Source organism: Rhizobium sp. P2_G2, assembly GCF_056403555.1.
This window is the reverse complement of record NZ_JBFUFF010000030.1, coordinates 46,624-67,529: the sequence shown is the minus strand read 5'-3', so window position 1 is coordinate 67,529 and position 20,906 is coordinate 46,624. Positions and strand designations below refer to the sequence as shown.

At 59.7% G+C, this 20,906-nt stretch carries 21 protein-coding genes; 14 read left to right on the top strand and 7 right to left on the bottom strand.

Annotated features, from left to right (window positions below; genetic code table 11):
* The first annotated feature begins 17 nt into the window (after positions 1–17).
* The 8 genes from AC1D06_RS21080 to gloA2 all read left to right on the top strand — a co-directional run bounded on the left by AC1D06_RS21080 (position 18) and on the right by gloA2 (position 4,597).
* Positions 18–479, top strand: a complete 462-nt coding sequence (locus AC1D06_RS21080) for an Lrp/AsnC family transcriptional regulator (protein ID WP_477987773.1) — start codon at positions 18–20, stop codon at positions 477–479.
* A 34-nt stretch (positions 480–513) separates the two neighbouring features.
* Positions 514–927 (top strand): hypothetical protein, encoded by a 414-nt coding sequence (locus AC1D06_RS21075; protein WP_477879520.1) that lies wholly within the window; start codon positions 514–516, stop codon positions 925–927.
* A 49-nt stretch (positions 928–976) separates the two neighbouring features.
* A complete protein-coding gene (locus AC1D06_RS21070; protein ID WP_477879522.1) occupies positions 977–1,312 on the top strand; it encodes a hypothetical protein in 336 nt (111 codons plus the stop codon).
* A gap of 193 nt (positions 1,313–1,505) precedes the next feature.
* Positions 1,506–1,634 (top strand): SEC-C metal-binding domain-containing protein, encoded by a 129-nt coding sequence (locus AC1D06_RS21065; protein ID WP_477987772.1) that lies wholly within the window; start codon positions 1,506–1,508, stop codon positions 1,632–1,634.
* Positions 1,635–1,738: 104 nt separating this feature from the next.
* Positions 1,739–2,200, top strand: a complete 462-nt coding sequence (locus AC1D06_RS21060; protein WP_477987771.1) for a hypothetical protein — start codon at positions 1,739–1,741, stop codon at positions 2,198–2,200.
* 64 nt (positions 2,201–2,264) lie between these two features.
* Positions 2,265–2,885 (top strand): alpha/beta hydrolase, encoded by a 621-nt coding sequence (locus AC1D06_RS21055; RefSeq protein ID WP_477987770.1) that lies wholly within the window; start codon positions 2,265–2,267, stop codon positions 2,883–2,885.
* A gap of 389 nt (positions 2,886–3,274) precedes the next feature.
* Complete coding sequence (locus AC1D06_RS21050) at positions 3,275–4,183, top strand: LysR family transcriptional regulator (RefSeq protein WP_477987769.1); 909 nt, start codon at positions 3,275–3,277, stop codon at positions 4,181–4,183.
* A 24-nt stretch (positions 4,184–4,207) separates the two neighbouring features.
* Positions 4,208–4,597: an SMU1112c/YaeR family gloxylase I-like metalloprotein gene (gene gloA2, locus AC1D06_RS21045; protein ID WP_477879531.1), complete on the top strand. Its 390-nt coding sequence runs from the start codon at positions 4,208–4,210 to the stop codon at positions 4,595–4,597.
* 1 nt (position 4,598) lies between these two features.
* On the opposite strand, the gene AC1D06_RS21040 is transcribed toward gloA2, so the two are convergent.
* From AC1D06_RS21040 to AC1D06_RS21030, 3 genes are all read right to left on the bottom strand, one after another.
* Positions 4,599–4,772: a DUF1328 domain-containing protein gene (locus AC1D06_RS21040; RefSeq protein ID WP_477879533.1), complete on the bottom strand. Its 174-nt coding sequence runs from the start codon at positions 4,770–4,772 to the stop codon at positions 4,599–4,601.
* 127 nt (positions 4,773–4,899) lie between these two features.
* Positions 4,900–5,721 (bottom strand): SDR family oxidoreductase, encoded by an 822-nt coding sequence (locus tag AC1D06_RS21035; RefSeq protein ID WP_477879535.1) that lies wholly within the window; start codon positions 5,719–5,721, stop codon positions 4,900–4,902.
* Positions 5,722–5,814: 93 nt separating this feature from the next.
* Complete coding sequence (locus AC1D06_RS21030) at positions 5,815–7,008, bottom strand: phytanoyl-CoA dioxygenase family protein (RefSeq protein WP_477879536.1); 1,194 nt, start codon at positions 7,006–7,008, stop codon at positions 5,815–5,817.
* 111 nt (positions 7,009–7,119) lie between these two features.
* On the opposite strand from AC1D06_RS21030, the gene AC1D06_RS21025 reads away from it, so the two are divergent.
* The gene (locus AC1D06_RS21025) at positions 7,120–8,130 is read left to right on the top strand and encodes a LacI family DNA-binding transcriptional regulator (RefSeq protein ID WP_477879538.1); all 1,011 of its coding nucleotides are present in this window, start codon (positions 7,120–7,122) and stop codon (positions 8,128–8,130) included.
* Here AC1D06_RS21025 and AC1D06_RS21020 read toward each other — a convergent pair.
* From AC1D06_RS21020 to AC1D06_RS21010, 3 genes are all read right to left on the bottom strand, one after another.
* Positions 8,117–9,637, bottom strand: coding sequence for an efflux transporter outer membrane subunit (locus AC1D06_RS21020; RefSeq protein ID WP_477987768.1), 1,521 nt, complete (start codon positions 9,635–9,637; stop codon positions 8,117–8,119). The two genes, AC1D06_RS21025 and AC1D06_RS21020, sit on opposite strands and share 14 nt — an antisense overlap.
* Before the next feature lie 237 nt (positions 9,638–9,874).
* On the bottom strand, positions 9,875–11,485 hold the full coding sequence (locus AC1D06_RS21015; RefSeq protein WP_477987767.1) for a PQQ-dependent sugar dehydrogenase: 1,611 nt from the start codon (positions 11,483–11,485) through the stop codon (positions 9,875–9,877).
* Positions 11,486–11,651: 166 nt separating this feature from the next.
* Positions 11,652–11,837 carry a hypothetical protein gene (locus AC1D06_RS21010; protein ID WP_477879544.1) on the bottom strand — a complete coding sequence of 62 codons (186 nt, stop codon included), beginning with the start codon at positions 11,835–11,837 and terminating at the stop codon, positions 11,652–11,654.
* Between the two features lie 866 nt (positions 11,838–12,703).
* On the opposite strand from AC1D06_RS21010, the gene AC1D06_RS21005 reads away from it, so the two are divergent.
* The 5 genes from AC1D06_RS21005 to AC1D06_RS20985 all read left to right on the top strand — a co-directional run bounded on the left by AC1D06_RS21005 (position 12,704) and on the right by AC1D06_RS20985 (position 19,066).
* Entirely contained in the window at positions 12,704–13,975 is a 1,272-nt protein-coding gene (locus AC1D06_RS21005) for a WcaI family glycosyltransferase (RefSeq protein ID WP_477879546.1), read from the top strand.
* 3 nt (positions 13,976–13,978) lie between these two features.
* Positions 13,979–15,262 carry an MATE family efflux transporter gene (locus AC1D06_RS21000; protein WP_477879547.1) on the top strand — a complete coding sequence of 428 codons (1,284 nt, stop codon included), beginning with the start codon at positions 13,979–13,981 and terminating at the stop codon, positions 15,260–15,262.
* Positions 15,249–16,589, top strand: a complete 1,341-nt coding sequence (locus AC1D06_RS20995) for a hypothetical protein (protein ID WP_477987766.1) — start codon at positions 15,249–15,251, stop codon at positions 16,587–16,589. Before AC1D06_RS21000 ends, AC1D06_RS20995 begins: the two co-directional genes overlap by 14 nt.
* A 78-nt stretch (positions 16,590–16,667) precedes the next feature.
* Entirely contained in the window at positions 16,668–17,909 is a 1,242-nt protein-coding gene (locus tag AC1D06_RS20990) for a polysaccharide pyruvyl transferase family protein (protein ID WP_477987765.1), read from the top strand.
* Positions 17,906–19,066: a glycosyltransferase gene (locus AC1D06_RS20985; RefSeq protein WP_477987764.1), complete on the top strand. Its 1,161-nt coding sequence runs from the start codon at positions 17,906–17,908 to the stop codon at positions 19,064–19,066. The genes AC1D06_RS20990 and AC1D06_RS20985 overlap by 4 nt, the downstream gene beginning before the upstream one ends.
* 10 nt (positions 19,067–19,076) lie before the next feature.
* Here the strand turns inward: AC1D06_RS20985 and AC1D06_RS20980 are convergent, their stop codons facing one another.
* A complete protein-coding gene (locus AC1D06_RS20980) occupies positions 19,077–20,738 on the bottom strand; it encodes a nucleotide-binding protein (RefSeq protein WP_477879553.1) in 1,662 nt (553 codons plus the stop codon).
* Positions 20,739–20,906 lie beyond the last annotated feature (168 nt).

The following is a 20,906-nucleotide window of genomic DNA, read 5'->3' as shown; positions in this document are numbered from 1 at the left end:
TTTCGAAGGTTCCACGAATGGAGAAGCTGGATCATATCGATCTTTCCATGCTGCGGGTATTGCAGCAGAACGGCAGAATCTCCAATGCCGACCTTGCCGAAAAGGTCGGGCTATCGGCGTCGGCCTGTTCGCGAAGGCTCGACATCCTGGAAAAATCCGGCGTGATCAGCGGATATTACGCCCAGGTGTCGGCCAAAGCACTCGACTACAAGATGATCGTCATCGTGCATATCTCGTTGTCGGGCCAGTTCGCCAAGACGCTGAGCGAATTCGAAGCGGCGGTGAAGCGAGTGCCGAACGTGCTCGTCTGCTATCTGATGTCGGGCGAATATGACTATATCCTGCGCGTCGCCTGCAAGGATCTGGAGGACTACGAGCGCATCCACCGCGACTGGCTGTCCGCACTGCCGCACGTGGTGAAGATCAATTCGAGCTTTGCACTCAGGGAGATCATCGACCGGCCGAATGTGGTGGTGTAGGCTCACTGTACAACTGTTGGAAAGCATCCATTCCTTGAGAGACGATCATCTCGACCTCGCCTATGTCATGCTCGTCGCGGCAAATGTGCTTAGCGCCCTCCTTCTCGCCGGTTCAGATGGATTCTATTCCTATTCAGGCGGCCACCTGTTCAGATGCGCAGATCTCATGTCCAGCGGCAGCGATGATGAGGTGACGATGATGTACTTCGTTTTCATGATCGTGCCTCTGGCTTTGCGCTTGATCTTCTTTACCAGCCGGCCGTCATTCCTGGAATTGGCCGTGTTCTTCGGCATATTCGGCTTCGGGCTGCTTTTCGTCGCCGTGGCGAGCGATTGCGGCGACCTTGTCAGCACCGGCTTTGTCAGGGGAAGCGTGTCCGCCAATATATTCATGGCAACCGGCCTTCTTTCGGCCATCGAATTGATCTGGCTCCATGTTCGCAGGTAGCTTGCAAACTCCCCGCTTTTCTGAAGCAGGCGGACCTCGGGAGAAAAACATGAAATGCGTCATCGCGACAGCTTGGCTGTTCGTGTCGGCAACCGCCGCACTTGCCCAGAAGGCAGACGCCGACAAGCTCTGTTATGAAATCGGTGCAACTGCCGGCGCTTTCATGGAACGGCGGCAGCATGGCACATCCATGGGCGAAGTTATGGCTCGTCTCGCTAAAAGCAACGCATTAATTCCGCTAACGGTTCGCGAGATGGTGATCAAAGCTTACGACGAACCGGTCTACGACACCGAGGACAGACAACAGCGGGCGATAAGAGAATTCTGGAGTGGCTATCAGTTTGACTGCTACAAACAGTTCTCCGAGCCAAAATCGAAGCAGTAGCCAAGTCCCCCATTCCGCATCGGCCAAATGCAATTGGCGACTTGAAGGTTGCAGCGGTTTGCGCCATTGTCCGCTCGTTCGAACGACAACAAAGCACAGGAGGCGACCATGTCGAACAAGCGCAAACACCTCCACGACGTGAGCTTTTGAGGTCACGTCCAAGCGACGTAAATCCTTCCCATCCGAAAGCCGGGTGAAAACCGGGGACCAGACGGTCCACGGCGGCGTGGAACTCATCGAAAAACTTGGTCGCAACGACCCCTGCCCCTGCGGTTCATGGAAGCGGTTTCAAGCACTGCTGCATGACGAGCGGGCGCTATGACGGGTCGCTGCGCGATCATTACTTTTAGGGACCGATAATCCCCGACAGCCGGATCGGCTTGGCCGCCGCTCCGGCAACGCGATGTTTGACACGGAAAATCGAAAATGAACGAGCATTTGTTCGAAGCGCGCCAAAAAAGGCTGCGCGGTATGGAATTGACCTATGCGTGGCAGGGTTATGGTTCGGCGTATTTCCTCGAATTCGGCAATCTGAGATATGGCTTTTTTCCAAAGGGAAAGCGGCGGAATTTCCCGACCGGCGAGATGAGCGTCTTTCTCTCCTGGAGTTGGCGGATCGAATATGGGAATCGTATCGTCTGCGGTAGTTGGAGCGATGACGACGATTGGAAGCCTGTGTTCGATGGCTTGCTGGGCGCAACGGTCGTCGACGTCACCCATTTCGGTCGGCTGCCGGAGATCGAAATCGAACTCTCGAACGGTGTTCGGCTGCTGTCCTTCATGACGGTCGAGGAAGGGCCGGACTGGACGATCAGCAACCGGGACCCGTCCGGCGAGAAGGGGCTCTATCTGCAGTGGCGGGATGGAGCATTCGTGGAAGCGCCGTAGTGCCTTGCCTGCCAAATCGAGCCGTGCGATTTCACGAGCCTTGGCAAGCGAGTGATCAATCGCAATGGAATTTCTGGCAGGCTATCACTACAGGGCGCGGCCCGGACCGTCATCGCTGCCGCCGCTGGTGCTCCTGCATGGCAGCGGCGGTTCGGAAAACGCATGGGACGGCATCGGCGGGACCGTTGCGCCCGGTACATCCGTCTTCGCGCTCCGCGGACCGGTGGCCTGGGAAGATGGCTTTGCCTTTTTCCGCCGCAACCCCGACAGAACTCTCGATTACGACGATCTTGCCGCCCAGACTGAGAGGCTGGCGACATTCCTGGAAGCGCTGGCGCGGCGGCACAGGCTTTCCAGACCGCCGGTGATCGTCGGCTTTTCCAACGGGGCCATCATCACGGCCTCGCTGATTGCCCGGCGGCACAGCCTGACATCCGGCGCCGTCCTGATGCGCCCGTTGTCACCATTCAGGGACATTAGGCCTGCGGCGCTGAACAATTATCCCCTGCTGATCCTGGCCGCGCGCCATGATGGTCGGCGCGAACCCCGTGATCACGAGATCGTCGCTGCAAACTTCCGGGAGTCCGGCGCGGAAGTCACCCATCGGCAGCATGATTGCGGCCACGACATCAGCGACGAGGACCTGATTGCTTTGAAAGCCTGGCTGGAACAGACCTTCGCCTAGCGGGCTTTGCCTTGCCGATCTCCCCTCGCCTATGCCATCCCGTCGACCAGAGACACGATGCGAAGATGAACTCTTCCTTGTGCAGATCAGCCGCGGCAACGTTCTGAAGGATCAATTCGTCCATGCCGCTTTCGATATGGACATCTCCGTGCGACGCTGTCAGGAGATGCGCCATGGCGTATGATTTGTCTTGTCAAAGGTCAGAGCTTTGATCTCTCACCGACGAAATCCATGAATATCGGAACGTCTGACCAGCCGGCAGTTGGCGAGACTTGCGGCGACGGGAACCGAGTTTGCGCGCACGCTTCCTTTTTGTCCGCCTCAGCGATGATGCCTGAGCGATCTCGGCTGTCTTGCGAAAGTCAACGCGGCTGTGGCATATCCAGATCATGGCCTTCACCTTCCGACAGCTGCAATATTTCATCGCCGTGGCCGAACAGGGCACGGTGAGCGGTGCGGCGCAGGTCTTGTCGATTTCGCAATCGTCCGTCACCGAGGCGATGAAGGAACTCGAAAGCGATCTCGGTGTCATGCTGTTCGAGCGGCATTCACGCGGGCTGACGATCACCCATAACGGCCATCAGTTCCTGCGGCATGCGACGAATATCCTCGCCTCCGTCTCGGATGCGCGGCGGACATTCACCGACAACAGGGACGAGACCACCGGCTCGCTCAATCTCGGCGTCACGTCGCTGGTGGCGGGCTATGTGCTCTCCGACCTCCTGCGCCGTTATCGCCGCGCCTATCCGGCCGTCGACGTGTCGGCAATCGAAGACAATGGCAGCTACCTCGAACATCTGTTGATCGGCGGCGAGCTCGACATTGCCGTGATGACGATCTCCAATCTGCGCGACCGCATGGCGCTGCAGGCCGAGATCATCGAAACCTCGCCCTATCGCCTCTGGCTGCCCATGGGCCACAAGCTCGGCAGCGCCGATATCATCTCGGTGAAAGACATCACGCAGGAACCGCTGATCATGCTCACCGTGGACGAGATCGAGGAGAATACCGGCAAACTGCTGACCGCACTCGGCGCCAAGCCGCATGTCGCCTTCCGTACCCGTTCGGTCGAGGCGGTGCGCAGCCTTGTCGCCACCGGCGCCGGCATCGCGCTACTGCCAGACCTCGTCTATCGCCCCTGGTCACTGGAAGGTGACAGGATTGAAAGCCGCGACGTATCGGGCTCGCTGCCTGTGGTGCAGGTGGGGCTGGTGTGGCGCCGCGGTTCGTCGCTGCCGCTGGCGGCGCGGGAGTTTTTGCGGATTGCGGAAACGGCGCGGGCCGTAAGGGAACGCTGACAGTCAACCAACATCGGAAAAGTCATGTTCAACAAAATCCACCACATCGCCATCATCTGCGGCGACTACGAGACGTCGAAGCGCTTCTACTGTGACGTCCTTGGTTTCGAGATCCTCGCCGAAAATTTCCGCGAAGTGCGCCGGTCATGGAAATGCGATCTCAGGAGCGGCGATGCGCAGATCGAGCTCTTCAGTTTTGAAAATGCCCCACCCCGCCCCTCGCGGCCGGAGGCAAGGGGCATGCGCCACCTCGCCTTTGCCGTTGCCGATCTGGATGCCGCGGTAATGCGCGTGAAGGCCACGGGCGTCGCTGTTGAGGATGTCCGTATCGATGAATATACCGGCAGCCGCTTCACCTTCTTCGCCGATCCCGATGGATTGCCGATCGAACTCTACGAGGTCGAACCGCGATAGGCTACAAGATGCTGCCCGCAGCAGTGTAAGCCAGGATCAGGAAGATGACGAAGAGCACCAAGGCGATGATGAACAGGATCTTCGCGATCTGAGCGGTTGCCGCCGATATGCCGGAAAAACCGAAAATACCGGCAACGATTGAAATAACCAGGAAAATCAGGGCCCATTTCAGCATTTTTGCTTCCTCTTCTAAAACCGATTGGTTTTAGAATGTTCGGATGAACTCAAAGTTCCAGTGGCGATCGGATGGCAATTCAGCGGCATCGCTCCTGCCGCATCGCAGCAGGAGCAGAGCGTTTGTCTTACAGCGCCGCCGCCGGTTGCGGCGAGGCTTCATAGGCGCCCCAGATCGACTGGTCGAAGCAGATCACCGAACCGGTCATCAGGCCCGACTCGGACGAGGAGAGATAGACGCAGGCGCGCGCCACTTCATTGGGGTCGACAAGCCGGCCGTTCGGCAATTGGGCCGCGGCTTTTTCCAGCCAATCCGGTTCGGCATCGTGATATTGCCGCTGGATGCGGTCCTCGCCTTCCGACGCCATCCAGCCGATGTTGAGGCCGTTGACGCGGATGCGGTTGCGCAACAGCGCGTAGGCGGTGTTCTTGGTCAATGTCTCCAGCGCACCTTTGGATGAACAGTAAGCGGCGATGAACGGTTGGCCGGCCATGGCCGACATTGAGCCGATATTGACGATCGTGCCCTCGATCTTCTCACGGCGCATGACCTTGACCGCCTCCTGCATCAGGAAGAACGGCGCACGGACATTGACGGCGAATATGCTGTCGAACAGTTCCGGGCTGGTGTCGAGAATGGTGCCACGGTCGGTCAACGCCGCGGCATTGATCAGCGCGTCGACGCGGCCGAATTCATGGTCGGCACAAGCGATGACGGCTCTGATATCCTTGACCTTTTCGAGATCGGCCTGCTGGTAGATGATTTTCGTGCCCGTAGCGGCGGCAATCTCCGTGGCCTTGGCCTCGCCTTTGTCGCGGTTGCGGCCGCAGATGACGATGCCCGCCGCGCCGCGCTCGGCAAAAGTGCGCGCAATTGCGGCGCCAAGCCCCTGCGTGCCGCCGGTGACGACCGCGATCTTGCCTTCCAGACGGGCTGCATTTTCAGACATATGGTTTCCTCCATTCAATCGAGTAATGACAACGGCAGCCTTCTGTCCAGCGGGACAGAGAGCTGCCGTCGATGCGGTTCTGGATCTATTCGATCAGGTCAGCTTCTTCGCAGCCTGGAGCGCCAGCGCTTCGTTGAACTCCTCCGGGCTCCAATCGCCGGCCAGAGCCTCCTTGAAGAGTGCGGCCTGGGTCTTCGGCGCCAAGCCGCCGACTGGCGGGTCGCGGTCGAGATTGGTCGGGAAGGAATAGCCCTCGGCCGAGGAAGCAATGGCGTTGTCGGCAGCGGTCTGGTCGATGGCGCCATTGGCGAGCATCGTCTTGAGCGCCGGGTAGAGCTTTGAGCTCATCTTCTCGCGGTTGACCGATTCCATGGCGCGGCCGAAGGCCGAGGACACCTGCAGCAGGTTCGCCATGCGTAGAATATCCTTGGAGCGATTGGTGCCAGCGGCGTGGATGAGCGCCGGATTGAAGAACACCACGTCGCCTTTTTGCAGCGGCAGTTGCACATGGTGCTGGTCGAAATAATCCTGGAATTCCTGGCGGGTGGAGACGAGGAAGCCGAGCGGGTAGCGCTGGCTGAACGGCAGGAACAGCGTCGGACCGCTTTCGAGCGGCATGTCGCAATGGGCGACCGCGCCCTGCAGCGTCAGCACCGGCGAGAGGTGATGGACATGCGAGGGGAAGCGTTCGATTTCCGACGGCGCCTGGAAGCCAAGATGGTAGTCGCGATGCGAGCGCTGTGCGGCACCGCCCGGATTGACGCGGTTGACCTGTGCCGTCATCTGGTAGTGCGGGCCAAGCCAGGCTTCGGAAGCGAGCGCTATGATGGCATTGCCATAATACTGCGCAAAACCCTCGGGATCGGCGAGGCAGTGCTTTTCCAGGGAATTCCAGATGCGGTCGTTGGCACCGGGCTTGGCGAAATGGTCGCCGCCGCCGGTCTTCATCCGATGCTGCTCGTCGATGATGTCGGTAAACACTGTCGTGGCGCGATCGATTACCGCATGATCGGTATAGGCCTGCTTGAACACGGCGACGCCGGGACCACCCATGAAGACATCGCAGATTTCGGCCAGCACCGCCTTGCGACCTTCGGCCGTGCGGCAGGCATCGACGACGCGGGCGGTGTCGTAGATCACCACATTCTTCTCCAGCGCGCTGGCATGCGGATAATCGGCGAGATTGGTGGTCTCGGCGAGCCAGGCGGCAAAATCCTCGAGGTCGCAATCGGCCTCGGTGTACCAGACACGGTTGGAGCGAGCGGCTGCTGGATTGTCGGTTTTCATGATTTCCTCCCATGGGTGACCGTTGATGGGCTGGAGTATATGTCGCTTCGGTGATATGCCCAGCAGCGGAAACCATCAAAAATCCATCAAAACCACAGCGAGCGGCCATCAATGGCGCATGAATTCCTGATCAAGGACATAGCCTTCCAGGCGGGGTTGAGCACAGCCACCGTCGACCGGGTGATCAACGATCGCGGCGGCGTGCGACGACAAACGAAAGCGCGCGTGGAAGCGGCCCTTGCCGAATTGCATCAGCAGGAAAAGGCTGCGGCGCTGGCCGGCCGCACCTATGTTTTCGACGTGATCATGGAAACGCCGGACCGGTTTTCCAATGCCGTGCGAGCCGCGTTCGAAAGCGAGGCTGTCGCCTTTCTGCCGACCGTTCTGCGCTCCCGCTTCCATGTCGCCGAACAGATGCGCGAGCAGGATATGCTGCAGCTGATCGCCAAGGTGCGCCGGCGGGGCAGCCATGGCGTGGTGCTGAAGGCTGCCGACACGCCGGCAATCGCCCAGGCCGTGGCTGAACTGAGCGAAGCGAATATCCCTGTCATCACGCTGGTGACCGATCTGCCGAATTCCCGGCGCATCGCCTATGCCGGCGCTGACAACCGGGCGGCCGGCGAGACTGCCGCTTATCTGATCGGTTCAAGAGTGAGCGCAGGCACGGTGCTGGTGACGCTATCGTCGAGCCGGTTTCGCGGTGAGGAAGAGCGCGAGATCGGCTTCCGCCGGCTGCTGCGCAAGCGCTGGCCGCATCTCGGCATTCTTGAAATCAGCGAGGGCTACGGCAAGGATTTCGCCACCGGCGAACAGGTTCGAGCGGCGCTGGCCCGCGATGCATCGATCAACGCCGTCTATTCGATCGGCGGCGGCAACCGGGCGATCATCAATGCTTTTGTTGCCGCCGGCCGGCCAATCGCCTGCTTCGTCGGCCACGATCTCGATCGCGACAATGTCGAACTGCTGCGGCAGGAGCGGCTGCATTACGTGCTGCATCACAACTTGAGCAGCGATGCCGCTTCGGTTTTCCGCGCGTTCCTGAAATCACGTCATGCGATCCCGCAAATGGCGGGACCGCAGCTTTCGGCGATCGAGATCATCACGCCGTTTAATTTGTCTTGAGGCCGTAAGTCGGATCGTTGAACAGCTTGATCGTGTCTTCCGACATGACCGGTTCATCGCCGAACCAGCCGCCGCCCAGCGCCTGGCAGAGTGCGACATAATTGAGATTGACCTGCTGCGTGCTCTGCGCAAGGCTAAGCTCGGCATTGTAGAGGTCCGCCTGTGCATCCAACACATCCTTGAATTCCGTCGTACCGGATTCATTGAGCTGGCGGGCCAGAGCTTCGGCCTTGGTCAGATCGGCGACGGCCTTGGTCAGGCGGGCGTGGCGTTCCTGCTCGGCACGCACGGCAACCATGGCGTTCTCGACGTCTTGGACCGAGGTAAGCACCRTCTCCTTATACTGCAGATAAGCGATGCGCGCTTCCGATTTGTTCAGGTTGATATTGGCCTTGATACGTCCGCCCTGGAAGATCGGAATATTGATCGTCGGACCAAAGCTCCAGCTGCCGGTGTGGGAACCGACATTGGCCGAAACGCCGATATTGCCGGAAAGCGTGATCGACGGATATTGATCGGCTTCGGCGACACCGATCGCAGCCAGCTGTGCCTGCAGCTGAAGCTGTGCGACGCGGACATCGGGCCGGTTGCGCAGAAGGTCGGCGGGTATGCCTTCGGAGAATTTCACGCGCGGGTAGCGCACCGACTTGAATTTGAAAATATTGCCGACCTCGGCCGGTTCCCTGCCGAGCAGCACGGCGATCTGATTGATCGCCTGTTGGCGTGCCTGCTCCAACGACGGGATGTCGGCTGCCGTCAACGAGGCCTGGGCGGTGGCGCGGGTGGAATCAAGTGCCGAAACCGAACCGGCTTCGAGTTTCGCCTTGGTGATTTCCGCCGTGTTGTTCTGAACGGCAAGCGACTTCTGCGCGATAATGATCTGCTGACCGAGGCCTTGTACGTTCAGATAGGCATTGGTGACCCCGGCGATGATGTCGAGTCGGGTTGAGTTGAGCCCTTCCTTCTGCGCTTCGACCAGATAGCTCTGCTGCTCGGCCGACGGCCGGGCGCCGAAATCGAGCGTCCATGTGGCGGCCAAGCCTGCCGTTGCCGCGGAATTGTCCGTCGTCACGGGCCTAAAGCCAGTCGGCGCCCAGTGACCCTTCATCGGCTGGAAAGGATTGCCCGGCGCAGGATGATTCGGGACCCAGACGAGCTTGCCTTGGTCCAGCTTGGTCGTCGACTCTGCAGCGGTGGCCGCCGTCTGGCCATTCAGTGACGGGAAATAGCCGCCCTTGACGATGCGGGCACTGAAGCGGGCTTCGCGGATGCGTTCCCGCGCCTGCTCGACGGAAATGTTGGAGGCCAGCGCCTCGTCGATCAGGCTGTTCAGCGTCGGATCGCTGAAATTCGCCCACCATTTGGTGTCGGGGGCAATAGTCTTGCCCTTCCGCACATCCCGCGCCTTGTAATGCGACTCGAGCTTGATGTCGGGCCCGGGCACATAGTTGGAATTGCATGCGGAAAGCATGGTGCCGACGGCGAGCAGGAGCAGGAATTTTTTCATGGGCTGGATAGACTCCGGACCCCCCGGCACTCATGTCGGGGCATTAGCAACACGGTCTCCACGTCGCCGTCATGGCGGCGCGGTCAAATCATCAACTAAGCCGGCTGCTAACGCAAAACAAGATGTGCTGCAACAGGTCACCCCCCGCCGCGCTCCGGTCACAATCCTTTTATTGAGCGGGGATGACATTATTTCAACACTTTTCGAAGCGTTTTCCACACCAAGTGGAAAAACTGCTCAAAAATCAAAGTCTTGGCGGTTTATGTCAGTTTTCTCCAATCCAACGAGAACAATGCTGTCGCCACCGCTTTCGATGACCACATTTCCGCCATGTTCGGTGACGTGATTGCCCATTAATTCGGCAAAATTCTTGATGCCATGGAACTGCGTGAGATCAATGACATCGTGATTCTGGCCCTTGGCTGTGAAGTCGGTGATCCTGTCATTGCCACTGCCGTCCTTGAACACGAAACGGTCGGCGTCGCTGCCGCCGGTCAGCAGGTCGTTGCCGATCCCGCCATCGAGACGGTCGCGGCCGGCATCGCCTGAAAGCTTGTCATTGCCGGCACCGCCATAGAGTTTGTCGGCGCCATCACCGCCGTGCAGCGAATCTGCCCCATCACCAGCACCCTTGCCGGGTGTCAGGTGGATGATGCGACCGTCGAAGGTTACGGCATAGAGGTTGCCGTTGGCGTCCGTGCCGAAATCGACGATGCCGTTTACAGCATCACCCTTGACCTGCTCGGTTCGCTCTGTTGCGCCCACGGCTTTGCCGTCGACCATATGCAAGGTGTAAAGTGCACCCGTGACAAAGTCGGCGAAGAAGTAAGAGCCATCGAGCCCGCCTTCGCCGTGATAGACCACGCCGCCGGTGATCGCGGCACTTCCGCCATTGTGAGAATATTCGAATACGGGGTTTGTGAAGGCCTTCGGGTCGGGCGGCGTGCCGTTAAAGGGATGCCGGCCTTCGCGGAAATTCCAGCCGAAGTTCAGGCCGCTATTCGTGCCTGCCTTGACATAGTCGACCTCCTCCCAGGCATTCTGCCCGACGTCGCCGATATAGAGATCGCCATTCGTGTCGAAGGAGAAGCGCCAGGGATTGCGCACGCCCATCGCCCAGATCTCGTCTGCGCCGGCCTTGCCGACGAAAGCATTGTCGTCGGGGATGGCGTAGTTCCTCGTGTCGTCATGCTTGAACTTATCGCCATTGATGTCGATGCGCAGGATCTTGCCGAGCAGCACGTCCTTGTTCTGCGCATTGCCGTTGGGGTCTCCGCTACCACCGCCGTCGCCGGTGCCGATATAGAGATAGCCATCCGGCCCGAACGCCATCGAACTGCCATTGTGGTTGTCCTCGCCGGGATGAGGAATGGTGATGATGGTCTTGACCGGGTCCGCATCGGCGTCTGCCTGGCCTGCGGTATGATGATATTCGCGGATTTCGATATTGCCGTCCGGGTCGGTGAAATAGACAAAGAACCGTCCCGTCGTGGCGTAGTCGGGGTCGAAAGCCACGTCGAGCACGCCGCGCTCACCACCGCTGGAGAAATCGCCGTCGGGAATATTGAGAAAGGTCGTCTTCTTGCCGGTATCGGAATCGATCCGGAAGATCGTGCCGCTCTGCTTGTTCAGTCCATAGAGATGGCTGTCATCGCCTGGAGCCGTGGTGACCTCGACGGCGCCCTCGCCGATATTGGCTATAGTCTTCGAGCGGATGAAACTTTGCGCCTGATCGAGATCGGTGCCGCCGCGGCCATAAAGGACATCATTGCCCGCGCCGCCGGAGAGGACATCGTCGCCATCACCGCCTGAAAGCGTGTCGTTGCCATCCGTACCTTTCCTCTTCATGAGCCATCCCTCCTTGTGCTCACCATCGGTAGAAGTCGCGGCACGAGAGAACGCTGTGTTTGTGGCAAAGACAAGGGGGAAATACTGGACACCCCGAAAGGGTTTCCAAAAAGAAACCGCCGGTGAAGAGCCGGCGGTTCCATGGCATCAAATTGGATGATTTCGGCTATGCCGCATGCGGCCGATGCGTCTGCAGCGACCGGATGGCATTCTGCACGGCGGCAACCGATGGATAAACATGGTTGTCGAGTTCCATGACATGGAATTTGACGGCTATGAATTTGACCTTGCCGTCTTCGGGAACGGCAATTCCGACCGGTTGGCCGGCATATTCTACGACCTGCTTGGTCATGACAGACCCCTGTCTCCCGCTACTAACGGGCTCAGTACCAAAATTCGGGTGATTAAAATGCGAGCGGAGACTACATTCGCTCAAGAAGGCAGCCGGATACACAGCCGCAAGACGCATAACGCCTGTCATCAAGATGTCGGGAATACACGCGACTGGCCTCGACCATTCCACTCCCTCCTCTGATCATTTCAACGTTGCTCGAAGCCGGCTCATTTTGCGGCCGACGCTGGGCATATGGTACGCCAAACTGGGCAATTCAATGGCGACCGGCACAAAGCTGGCGTCGAATAGGGTAAGCGACTGATTGCATTATGCTTCTTAATCTCGCCACAACATAACTGAGTCGCGTTTGAAACGATAATTTTTTCCGTCTGATTATTGCGTGAAATCACCAATTCACGTAGATGTGAACGCCAAGTTCTCTTCGCCTTAATTTCTCCCAGATTCGGTCGCTTGCAGTGAAACGAACCAATGTATGTGGACTGTCGACGGCGCGCGATCGACGCGTGGCGGGCAAGACTCATCATGGTAGGGAGACATGGTTCCGGGACCCGAAAAAGCTCATATCCGGCCCAAATTTGGGCCAGTTTTCAAGCGATACCCGATGGCCACAGGGGTTTGTAAAATCTTGCGAAACGTCGCATGAAATCTTGACGGAGGTAGGAGTAGTCGTGTTTTGTTAGCCGGGTGACCCTCCCAAAAAACTCGGCTGGCCCGGGCAGTTGGAAGCATTGGAACAATTCTGGCCGTGAAGGCGTTATGTGCGGCAAGTTGAATACCTTTGCATCTACATCGTCTGTCATTCCGACTTCAACCTCACAAGATTTCGTGCATTTCCGTAACAACGGGTTCTAGAGAGAATGAACATGAATGCCCCACTGAGCCGGATAGAAACCGCGAAAATGCTTCCCGACGATCTGCGCATCGAGGGAAAGCGCGTTGTCGTCTATGGCATGAATTTCTCGCCCGAAATCGCTGGCGTCGGAAAATATACCGGTGAGATCGCCGAATATCTCAGCAAGCAGAAAGCCGAGGTCAGCGTTGTGACCACGCCCCCCCATTATCCCGGCTGGGCGGTCAAGGACGGTTACAAGAACACCTATTCCTCCGAGCGGAAGAATGGCGTCAAGATTATGCGCGTGCCGCTGTTCCTCAAGGAAAACATGGGCGGTATCTGGCGGCTGATCGCGCCGTTGAGCTTCGCTGCGACGTCAGCACCCGTCGTGCTGTGGCAGATCCTGCGGCATCGTCCAGATTTTGTCATTTGCGTCGAGCCGACGCTGTTCGCTTCGCCGCTCGCCATTCTCGCGGCGAAGGCCGTCGGAGCGCGCACAGTGTTGCATGCGCAGGACCTCGAAGTGGACGCGGCTTTCGCTGTCGGGCATTTGAAGTCGATCGGCTTCGTCAAAAAGGCGGCTCTGCTGTTCGAGAAGGTCACGCTCAAGGGTTTTGACCGCATCATCACGATTTCGGAGCGCATGGCGCAGAAATTGACAGAGAAGACAGGCAATCCGGAACAGGTTGCCATCGTCCGCAACTGGGTCGACCTCGAACACATCTATCCGCTTGGCCGCACGTCGGGCTACCGCAAGGAGCTCGGCTATGCCGATGACGACTTCATTGTCCTCTATTCCGGCAATATCGGCGCCAAGCAAGGTCTCGACACGCTTCTTGAGGCAGCCAGCAAGCTGGAAAACAGCCTGAAGATCAAGTTCGTGATTGCCGGCGAAGGACCGGCGAAGAAGTCGCTGGTCGCCAAATATGGACAGTTGGCGAACGTCTCCTTCCTGCCCTTCCAGCCCTATGAGAAGTTCAACGAGTTCATGAATCTCGCCAGCCTGCACGCGTTGCCGCAGGAGCGCGGTGCCGCCGATCTCGTGCTGCCTTCCAAACTGGGCGGTATGCTGGCCTCGGGCGCTCCGGTTGTGGTGACCGCCGATCTTGGCACTGAACTTGCCGACTTCCTCGGCGATAGCGCTCTGGTGACGCCGCCGGGCGATGTCGATGCGCTTGCCAAGGCTATCCTCAACGCCTCCAAGGGCGACCGCGAGGACCAGAAGGACCGGCGTGCCGATCTGTCGCGCAAGCTCTCCAAGGTGGACGGCTGCATCTCCTTCGTCCACGCCTTCGCCGGATGACAGATGAAACTTCCGGGGTTTCGTGATCAAGGCGCCATCAGGCGCCTTGTCAATTTGGGGATGCTGATCGGTGGGTTCGGCATCGGCCAGGGTTCCATCTTCCTTGCCCAGACCTATCTCGTCGCTGCCGGCCACACCGAGCTTCTGGCGCTGTTCGGCACGCATTTTTCCTTTGCCATGCTCGGCATTATCATCGTCGAATCTGGGTCACTGACCATTTTGTCGGCGCAGATCGCCCGTCTCCTGGTCGCACAGGGCGACGAGCACGATCTCTGGCGCGTCTACTGGGAGACGACGGTCTATCGGCTGACGATGGCCGCCGCGCTGATCATCGGCCTGCTGATCTTCCAGGCATTGGTGCCCCTGCCCGTTTTTTCGCGCAACTACCTGCTCGGCGTGTTGCCGGCACTGCTGGTCTGGGCCTTCAACGGCGCGGGTTTTCTCGATGGATTGCAGAAGAGCGGCATCAGCGGGCTGACCGGCTCCATCGCTTATGTGGCTTCGGCGGTGGCTCTAGTGCTTGCCGTGCGCCAGGCGCCGCCCGAGGCGGGCTTGGCCACCGGCGGCGCGCTCAGCCTCGGCTATATCCTGACCGTCATCGTACAGTTCATCGCGCTCCGCGTGCTCGGCTGGCGCGTCCGATGGCAGCAGCCAACGCCAGGCGGCATCCGCAAGGCTTTTATCGAGGAAGGCTCGATGCTTGCCGGCCTTGCGCCCGGCCAGCTCTATTTCCGGGCGCAGCTCGCCATCGCCTCGATGTTTCTCGGCACGACGGCGACCGCCATGCTTGTCTATGCCAAGCAGATCGTCAGCGCCGCCAGCCAGATTTCCGGCTTTGCCCGCCGCATCGAGTTCCCGCGCATGGTGCAGGCTGTGGCCGGCAATCCACGAATCGCCACCTTCCCGCTCGTCTGGATCCAGAAGATCAGCTTTGCCATCACGGCTGCGATCATGGTCGCGGTGGTCTTTGCCAGCATCGTCATCGTCTGGTTTGCCGGCGGCTTCACCCACCAGGCCTGGCTGTTCCTCGGCTTCTTCTCGGTGACGATCGTCACCGAAGCGATCGGGCAGTCGCTGGTGCAGGCGATGTTCGCGCGCAATCTCATCCATTCGGCGGCCATGGCGCGGATCAGCGCGGTGGTGGTGGCGATCGGTTTCGGCTATCTGTTCGTCGGGCTGATGGGCGTATCGGTGTTCGTCGCCAGCGATCTCTTGTCGCATGCGATCGTCATCTCGCTCTCTTATTTCTGGCTGAAGAGGAATTTCGTCCGTCATGCCTATGCCTGAGGTCAGAGACGGCCTGCTTGCGCGCCTGCAGCGGATGGACAGGTTCGGCCTGTTTCTCGTCGGCTTCATCCTTGCCTATGCAGCAACATCGATGGTCGTCGAATTTGGGCTTGGCGTTATCGGCTTTGCCAAGACACCCTATCTCAACGGCCTCACCTATATCTATAGCCTTGGCTTCATCGCTGTCGGTATTGTCCTGAACCAGGTGACCTTCAGATTCGCAGTGCCGCACCCTTACGCGCTGCTTCTGATGGCGGTGCTGTTCATCTCGGTGGTCATCGGGATCGCCAACCACAACGCCACGCCCTACATCATTGCATGGACGCTCTACATGCTGACCGGCATTCTGGCGTTTCAGTTCTTCCGCAATCCGCGAGGCGAGATTTCGGTCGATCAGGCATTGCGCATGATCTTCTCGCTGCCGATGCTGCTGATCGTGCTTGTCTTTACTTTCACCTCTATCTTCAAGAAGGACAACGACTACCAGTATGTGCTCGTCGAGGTGATGGCGCTCTATGCCATGCTGATGCGGCCGCGCCTGATCGAGAAGTTTTTGGGGCTCGTCATCTATGGCCTCGTCCATCTCGGCTCGCAGGACGAATATATCGGGGTGGCGATTGAACTCAATCGCGCCTCGATCCTCGCCGTTGGCACAATCTGGGTGATCTACCTGCTCTATCGCCGCTGGCTGATCCTGCTGCTGTTCTCCATATTCGCAGTCATCGGCGTGTTGAACTTTGCGGTCTCGCTCGACGACGACGTTGTGCAGGACCTGCCGCGCAATGTCAGGGAAGCCATCCAGATCATGAAAGGCGATCCTGTCTATAACCACGTCTCGTCCTATGAACGTGTTTATGAAGGCATCAAGGTGATGGAGGACTATGACACGGCCGGCGACGCGGAGTGGCTGTTCGGCATGGGTCTCGGCCGCACCGTCGACATGACCGCCGCCGCCGACAAGACACCCGGCCAGCATGCACTGCTGGGCGCTACGGAAGTGCACAACATCCATTTCATAAACTACGCGGTGTTCCACAAATTCGGTCTTGCCGGCCTCGCGCTGCTGACCGCACTGGGCATCGGACTGATCTGGATGTTTGCCGTCGATCTCGGCACGGGGCGGCTCAACGACGCCTCGATGTTCCTCTATTTCTATCTGTTCTACAATTTCGTCTTCGCCTTCCCGGCCTCGAATTTTCTCATCGCCAATCCGCTCTGGCCGGCCTTCCTGGGCGTGCTTTGCTGGATGCGAGCACGGCAGACGAAAGCGATTAACCGCGTCGCCCTGCCCGCTTTGACAGAGCCAGCTATCTCTGGCAGGACATGATCCGGCCGCAACCATCTTATTTCCCGCACAATTTCCGGCTTTGAGAGCCTGCATAAGAGACACCCACCGGAGAGCCCTATGAAATTCATGATCGTCAACGCGTTCGGCCGTTCGAACCGCGGCGACTCCGTCCTGCTGGACGAATGCATCCATGAGATCCGGGCGAAATTCCCCGATGCGCAGATTGCCGGCGCGGTGTTCGAGGGCATCGGCGATGCCGAGGCTGTGCATCCGACCGTGCAATGGTCGGAGCGCATCGGCAATACCGGCGGCGGCGGTGCGGCGAACCGGCTGAAGTCGCTGCTTTATCTGATTTACGCCTGGGTCAGCGCCTATGTTCCCTGGCTCGGCCTGGCACGCCTGCTGCCGGGCAAGCAGCGCGAAACCTTCGAGGCGATCCGCGACAGCGATGTGGTGATTTCGGCGCCGGGTGGCTATATCCACGATACCAACTTCGCCTATTTCATCGCGCTGCTCCACATTCATCTCGGCACGATCCTGGGCAAGACGGTGGTTCTGGCGCCGCAGAGCGTTGGCCCGATCTCGCGGCCGGTTTCACGCGCTGTTGCCCGCTATGTTCTCGGTCAGGTGCCCTATCTCTGCGCCCGCGAAAGCTATAGCTGGGATTTCCTGGCTTTGGGGCTCAGGCTACCGGAGAAGAATGTCTATCGCACCGGCGACAGTGCCTTCTGGAACGATCGGGTCGAAGACGATCCTCAGCTGGTCGACCGCATCTACACCGAGATCGGGGTCGATCCTGCCAAGCCCATCTTTGGCATGACCGTGGTCGGCTGGTCTTTTCCGAAATCCAGAGATCCCAAGGCCGATTACGACCGCTATACCACGGCCGTTGCTCGTGCCGCGGACCATATGAGCAGCACCTACGGGCTGACACCCGTGATCTTCAACCAGGTCTCCGAAGACCTGCCGACGGCCTATGAGATCCAGAAGAAGGCGAAAAACCCCGTCGTCATCGATGCCAAGAGCCGCGAGCCGGATATTCTGCGGGCGCTGATCACCCGCTCGAAAGTGTTTCTCGGCACCCGCTTCCATTCCTGCATCTTCTCGATGATGGCCGGGCGCCCGACCTTCGCCATCGCCTATCTGCCGAAGACCGAATATATCATGAACGATCTGAAGCTCTCGCACAGGCATACGCCGATCGACAGCATCGACTACGACTACATGATCCGCCAGCTTTCCGCCGACTATGACAATCTCGCCGCCGCCGAGGCCGAGATTCGCAATGCGGTAAAAGTCTACCAGAAGAATTTCACCCGCCTGCAGGACATCCTTGGCCTGATCGGGAACCAGCGATGATCCGGCGGCTCGCACTGGCGCTGCCGACGATCTCGCCGCTCGGCGGCGGCGTTGCCGAAGCGGCGCGGCTGCATGTAGCCGCTTTGGCGTCAGCGGGTTTCGACGAGATTTCCGTCCACACGCTCGACACGCGCATGGAAAAGGTCGACCCGAAGCAGTGGCAAGCGGCAAAGCTTTACCTGCATCGCTTCTACGGCCCGCAGAGCTTCAGCCTCGCGCCTGGCATGTTGCTGTCGCTGATGCGCGCCAAGCCGGACCTGGTGCATGTGCATGGAGTCTGGCAGTTCCACTGCGCCGCCGTGCAGGCCTGGTCGATGCTGACGGGCAAGCCCTATATCGTCTCGCCGCACGGCATGCTGGAACCCTGGATCCGCTCGCGCTCGCCGAGACTCAAGGGCGCGGTGTCGGCGCTCTACCAGGACCGCTTCCTGCGCAAGACCGCCGGCTTCCACCTGCTGACCGACAAGGAGACGGGCGATGTCGCCGAATTCCTCACAGGCCAGCCAGCGAAGATCGTGCGCAATTTCGCCCAGCCCTTCGTCAGTGACGGCGAGATGCCCGGCTGGTGGAAACCGGAATTCGACAGCCGCAATGTCTACCTGTTCCTCGGCCGAATCCACGAGAAGAAGGGCTGCATGGAACTGATGGATGCCTGGGCAAGGCTTTCCGCCGAAGACCCTGGCTTCCGCGACCGTTCCCTGCTCGTCTTCTGCGGCTGGAACGATGGCATCGAAGGTTTCGAGGCCAAGGCCGCAGCACTTGGCCGTGACTTCGGCAATGCCCTGTTCGCCGGCCCGCAATATGGTCCGGACAAGAACCGCTCGATGAGCGTCACCCGCTATTTCATGCTGCCATCGAAGAGCGAAGGCTTGCCGATGGCGGTGCTGGAGGCCTGGGCGGCCGGCATTCCGGCCATCCTGACGCCCGAATGCAATCTCGCTATCGGCTTCGAACGCGGTGCCGCCTACCATACCGGATTCACGCCCGAGACGATCTATCCGGCGCTGAAGGCCGCAGATGCGCTGCCGGCCGAGGAATGGCAGGCGGCGTCGGTGCGTGCCCGTGCCCTGGTGGCAGACGAATTCTCCGAGGAAAGCGTCCGCAACGGATTGCTCGACCTTTATCAGGCCGCAGCCACGTGGAAAACAAGCCGCTGAGCCGATTGGCTCAGCCGATCCGCTTCTGGTAAGCGCCACGCGACGCCGACGTCACGTAGAGCGGCAGTTTATGGAAATTGGTGCGGGTGAGCGCCAGGCCGGCCAGTTTGCCGGAGACTTCCGGCTCGCCGGCGAGAACGGTCTCGATCAGTTCCGGGGACGGCGTGCCCCATTCGGCAAGCAGAATGAAGGCATCGACGATCGGAGCGGCCGCAGCGGCATCGGCAGCCGTCGTCAGCGGCGGCAGATTGAGAATGATGGCCTCATGCTGGCCACGCAGTGAAACGATCAGATCGCGCATTTGCGAGCCGGACAACAGGCCGGCCGGCTCGACGCCGCGGCCATTGAGCGCGGCCGGCAGAAAGGTGACATTGCTGCGCGAATCGTAAAGGCCGGTTTCGGTCAGCGGCTTGTTCTGCAGCAGCGTATCGACAATGCCCATTTCTGCACCGGGCGCCAGCCAGTTCGACAGTTCGGGGCGGCGGACATCGGCGTCGATCAAAAGCACGCGAAGGCCTTGATTGCCGAGATGGGCCGCAAGGTTGGCGGCAAAGCCCGTCTTGCCTTCGCCCGCCAGAACGGATGTGACGCCGATCACCGAGCTCAAGCGGCCGGCCCGGGCGGCGACGGCGCCAGCACGCACGACCTCGCTAAAGCGTGAAAATGGCTCTGACGCAGCCAGCCGCGCGCCGGCAGGCAATGTCAGATTGTTGGCGCTGATGCTGCCGGGCTTGCGGTCGACGGCCATGGCCGGAATATAACCAAGGAAACGCGTCTTGAGGCTGCGCGCCATCCGGTCGCCATCGCGCACGCCATGGTCTTTCATCTCTCTCCAGCCGCCAACCAAGCAGCCAAGGGCAGCGCCCAACACCGCGCCAATGGCCAGGATGAAGGGCTTGCGCGGCGAGCTCGGCGCGGCCGGCTTGCGGGCATCGGTGATCACCACCGCATCGACGCCGGGAACAGCGCGCTCGATCAGCGTATCCTCATATTTCTGCTGCAGCGCCGCCTTGGTCTCGGGCGTCGCCTTGGCAAGCTCGGCTTCAACCGCGACGCGGACCTTGGCATTGGCCGCTTCATTGGCGTCAGCCAGCGTCTCGCGAAAAGCCTCGGCAAAGGCCTGCGCTATCTTTTGCGCCTCGGCAGGATCGGGATGGATATAGGAAATGGTCGCCACATAGGTGCGGCCGACACGCGCGGCACCGGCATTGGCCCGCAACTGCGCAATCACCTGGTCGCGGTCGAGCTTCAGCCCCGGCTGCGCCTTGTCGGCTGCACCGAGATGCGCCAGCCGCCTGGCCACAGCAATCAGGCGCTTGTAACCAGACAATGCCGGGCGAGCAAAATCAGGGTCGTCGGTCAGTTTCAGCTTGTCGGCAACACGGGCGGCGACAGTCGTTGATTCCATATATTCGAGCTGGCTGAGGAACTGGCCCTCTTCCTCCGGCGTGATCGTCTCGATGCCCGGCCGCACAGGGTCGGCGGCGAAACCGGAACGCACCATGACGGCGGCCGAGGCGGAATATTGCGGCGCCCGGCTCTCGGCATAGAGAAAGGCGAGGACAATGCCAGCCAGGATGAACAGCAGCAGCGATTTCCAGCGGCGGCGCCCGACGGCAAGCAATTGTTCGAGGACATGAATATCGGGATTGGTCGCGGCCGAATCGGTCAAGCAGGCACCCTGTGAGGTCAGTGATGGTAGGCGCAGGTGGTATAGAGCGGGGTTGCGGCGCAATCAAGATCGGCTGCGCAAGCCGGCATCTGGTGGGTTACAGGACGGAAGGAAATAATTTCTGGTGGAAAGGATTTCTAACGTCGCTTGTCTACACTACGTAGACGT

Excerpts from the sequence above, each read along its gene's own strand:
- AC1D06_RS21080 (WP_477987773.1), top strand. The coding sequence starts at position 18 with ATGGAGAAGCTGGATCATATCGATCTTTCCATGCTGCGGGTATTGCAG.
- AC1D06_RS21070 (WP_477879522.1), top strand. The coding sequence starts at position 977 with ATGAAATGCGTCATCGCGACAGCTTGGCTGTTCGTGTCGGCAACCGCC.
- AC1D06_RS21060 (WP_477987771.1), top strand. The coding sequence starts at position 1,739 with ATGAACGAGCATTTGTTCGAAGCGCGCCAAAAAAGGCTGCGCGGTATG.
- AC1D06_RS21055 (WP_477987770.1), top strand. The coding sequence starts at position 2,265 with ATGGAATTTCTGGCAGGCTATCACTACAGGGCGCGGCCCGGACCGTCA.
- AC1D06_RS21050 (WP_477987769.1), top strand. The coding sequence starts at position 3,275 with ATGGCCTTCACCTTCCGACAGCTGCAATATTTCATCGCCGTGGCCGAA.
- gloA2 (WP_477879531.1), top strand. The coding sequence starts at position 4,208 with ATGTTCAACAAAATCCACCACATCGCCATCATCTGCGGCGACTACGAG.
- AC1D06_RS21040 (WP_477879533.1), bottom strand. The coding sequence starts at position 4,772 with ATGCTGAAATGGGCCCTGATTTTCCTGGTTATTTCAATCGTTGCCGGT.
- AC1D06_RS21035 (WP_477879535.1), bottom strand. The coding sequence starts at position 5,721 with ATGTCTGAAAATGCAGCCCGTCTGGAAGGCAAGATCGCGGTCGTCACC.
- AC1D06_RS21030 (WP_477879536.1), bottom strand. The coding sequence starts at position 7,008 with ATGAAAACCGACAATCCAGCAGCCGCTCGCTCCAACCGTGTCTGGTAC.
- AC1D06_RS21025 (WP_477879538.1), top strand. The coding sequence starts at position 7,120 with ATGGCGCATGAATTCCTGATCAAGGACATAGCCTTCCAGGCGGGGTTG.
- AC1D06_RS21015 (WP_477987767.1), bottom strand. The coding sequence starts at position 11,485 with ATGAAGAGGAAAGGTACGGATGGCAACGACACGCTTTCAGGCGGTGAT.
- AC1D06_RS21010 (WP_477879544.1), bottom strand. The coding sequence starts at position 11,837 with ATGACCAAGCAGGTCGTAGAATATGCCGGCCAACCGGTCGGAATTGCC.
- AC1D06_RS21005 (WP_477879546.1), top strand. The coding sequence starts at position 12,704 with ATGAATGCCCCACTGAGCCGGATAGAAACCGCGAAAATGCTTCCCGAC.
- AC1D06_RS21000 (WP_477879547.1), top strand. The coding sequence starts at position 13,979 with ATGAAACTTCCGGGGTTTCGTGATCAAGGCGCCATCAGGCGCCTTGTC.
- AC1D06_RS20995 (WP_477987766.1), top strand. The coding sequence starts at position 15,249 with ATGCCTATGCCTGAGGTCAGAGACGGCCTGCTTGCGCGCCTGCAGCGG.
- AC1D06_RS20990 (WP_477987765.1), top strand. The coding sequence starts at position 16,668 with ATGAAATTCATGATCGTCAACGCGTTCGGCCGTTCGAACCGCGGCGAC.
- AC1D06_RS20985 (WP_477987764.1), top strand. The coding sequence starts at position 17,906 with ATGATCCGGCGGCTCGCACTGGCGCTGCCGACGATCTCGCCGCTCGGC.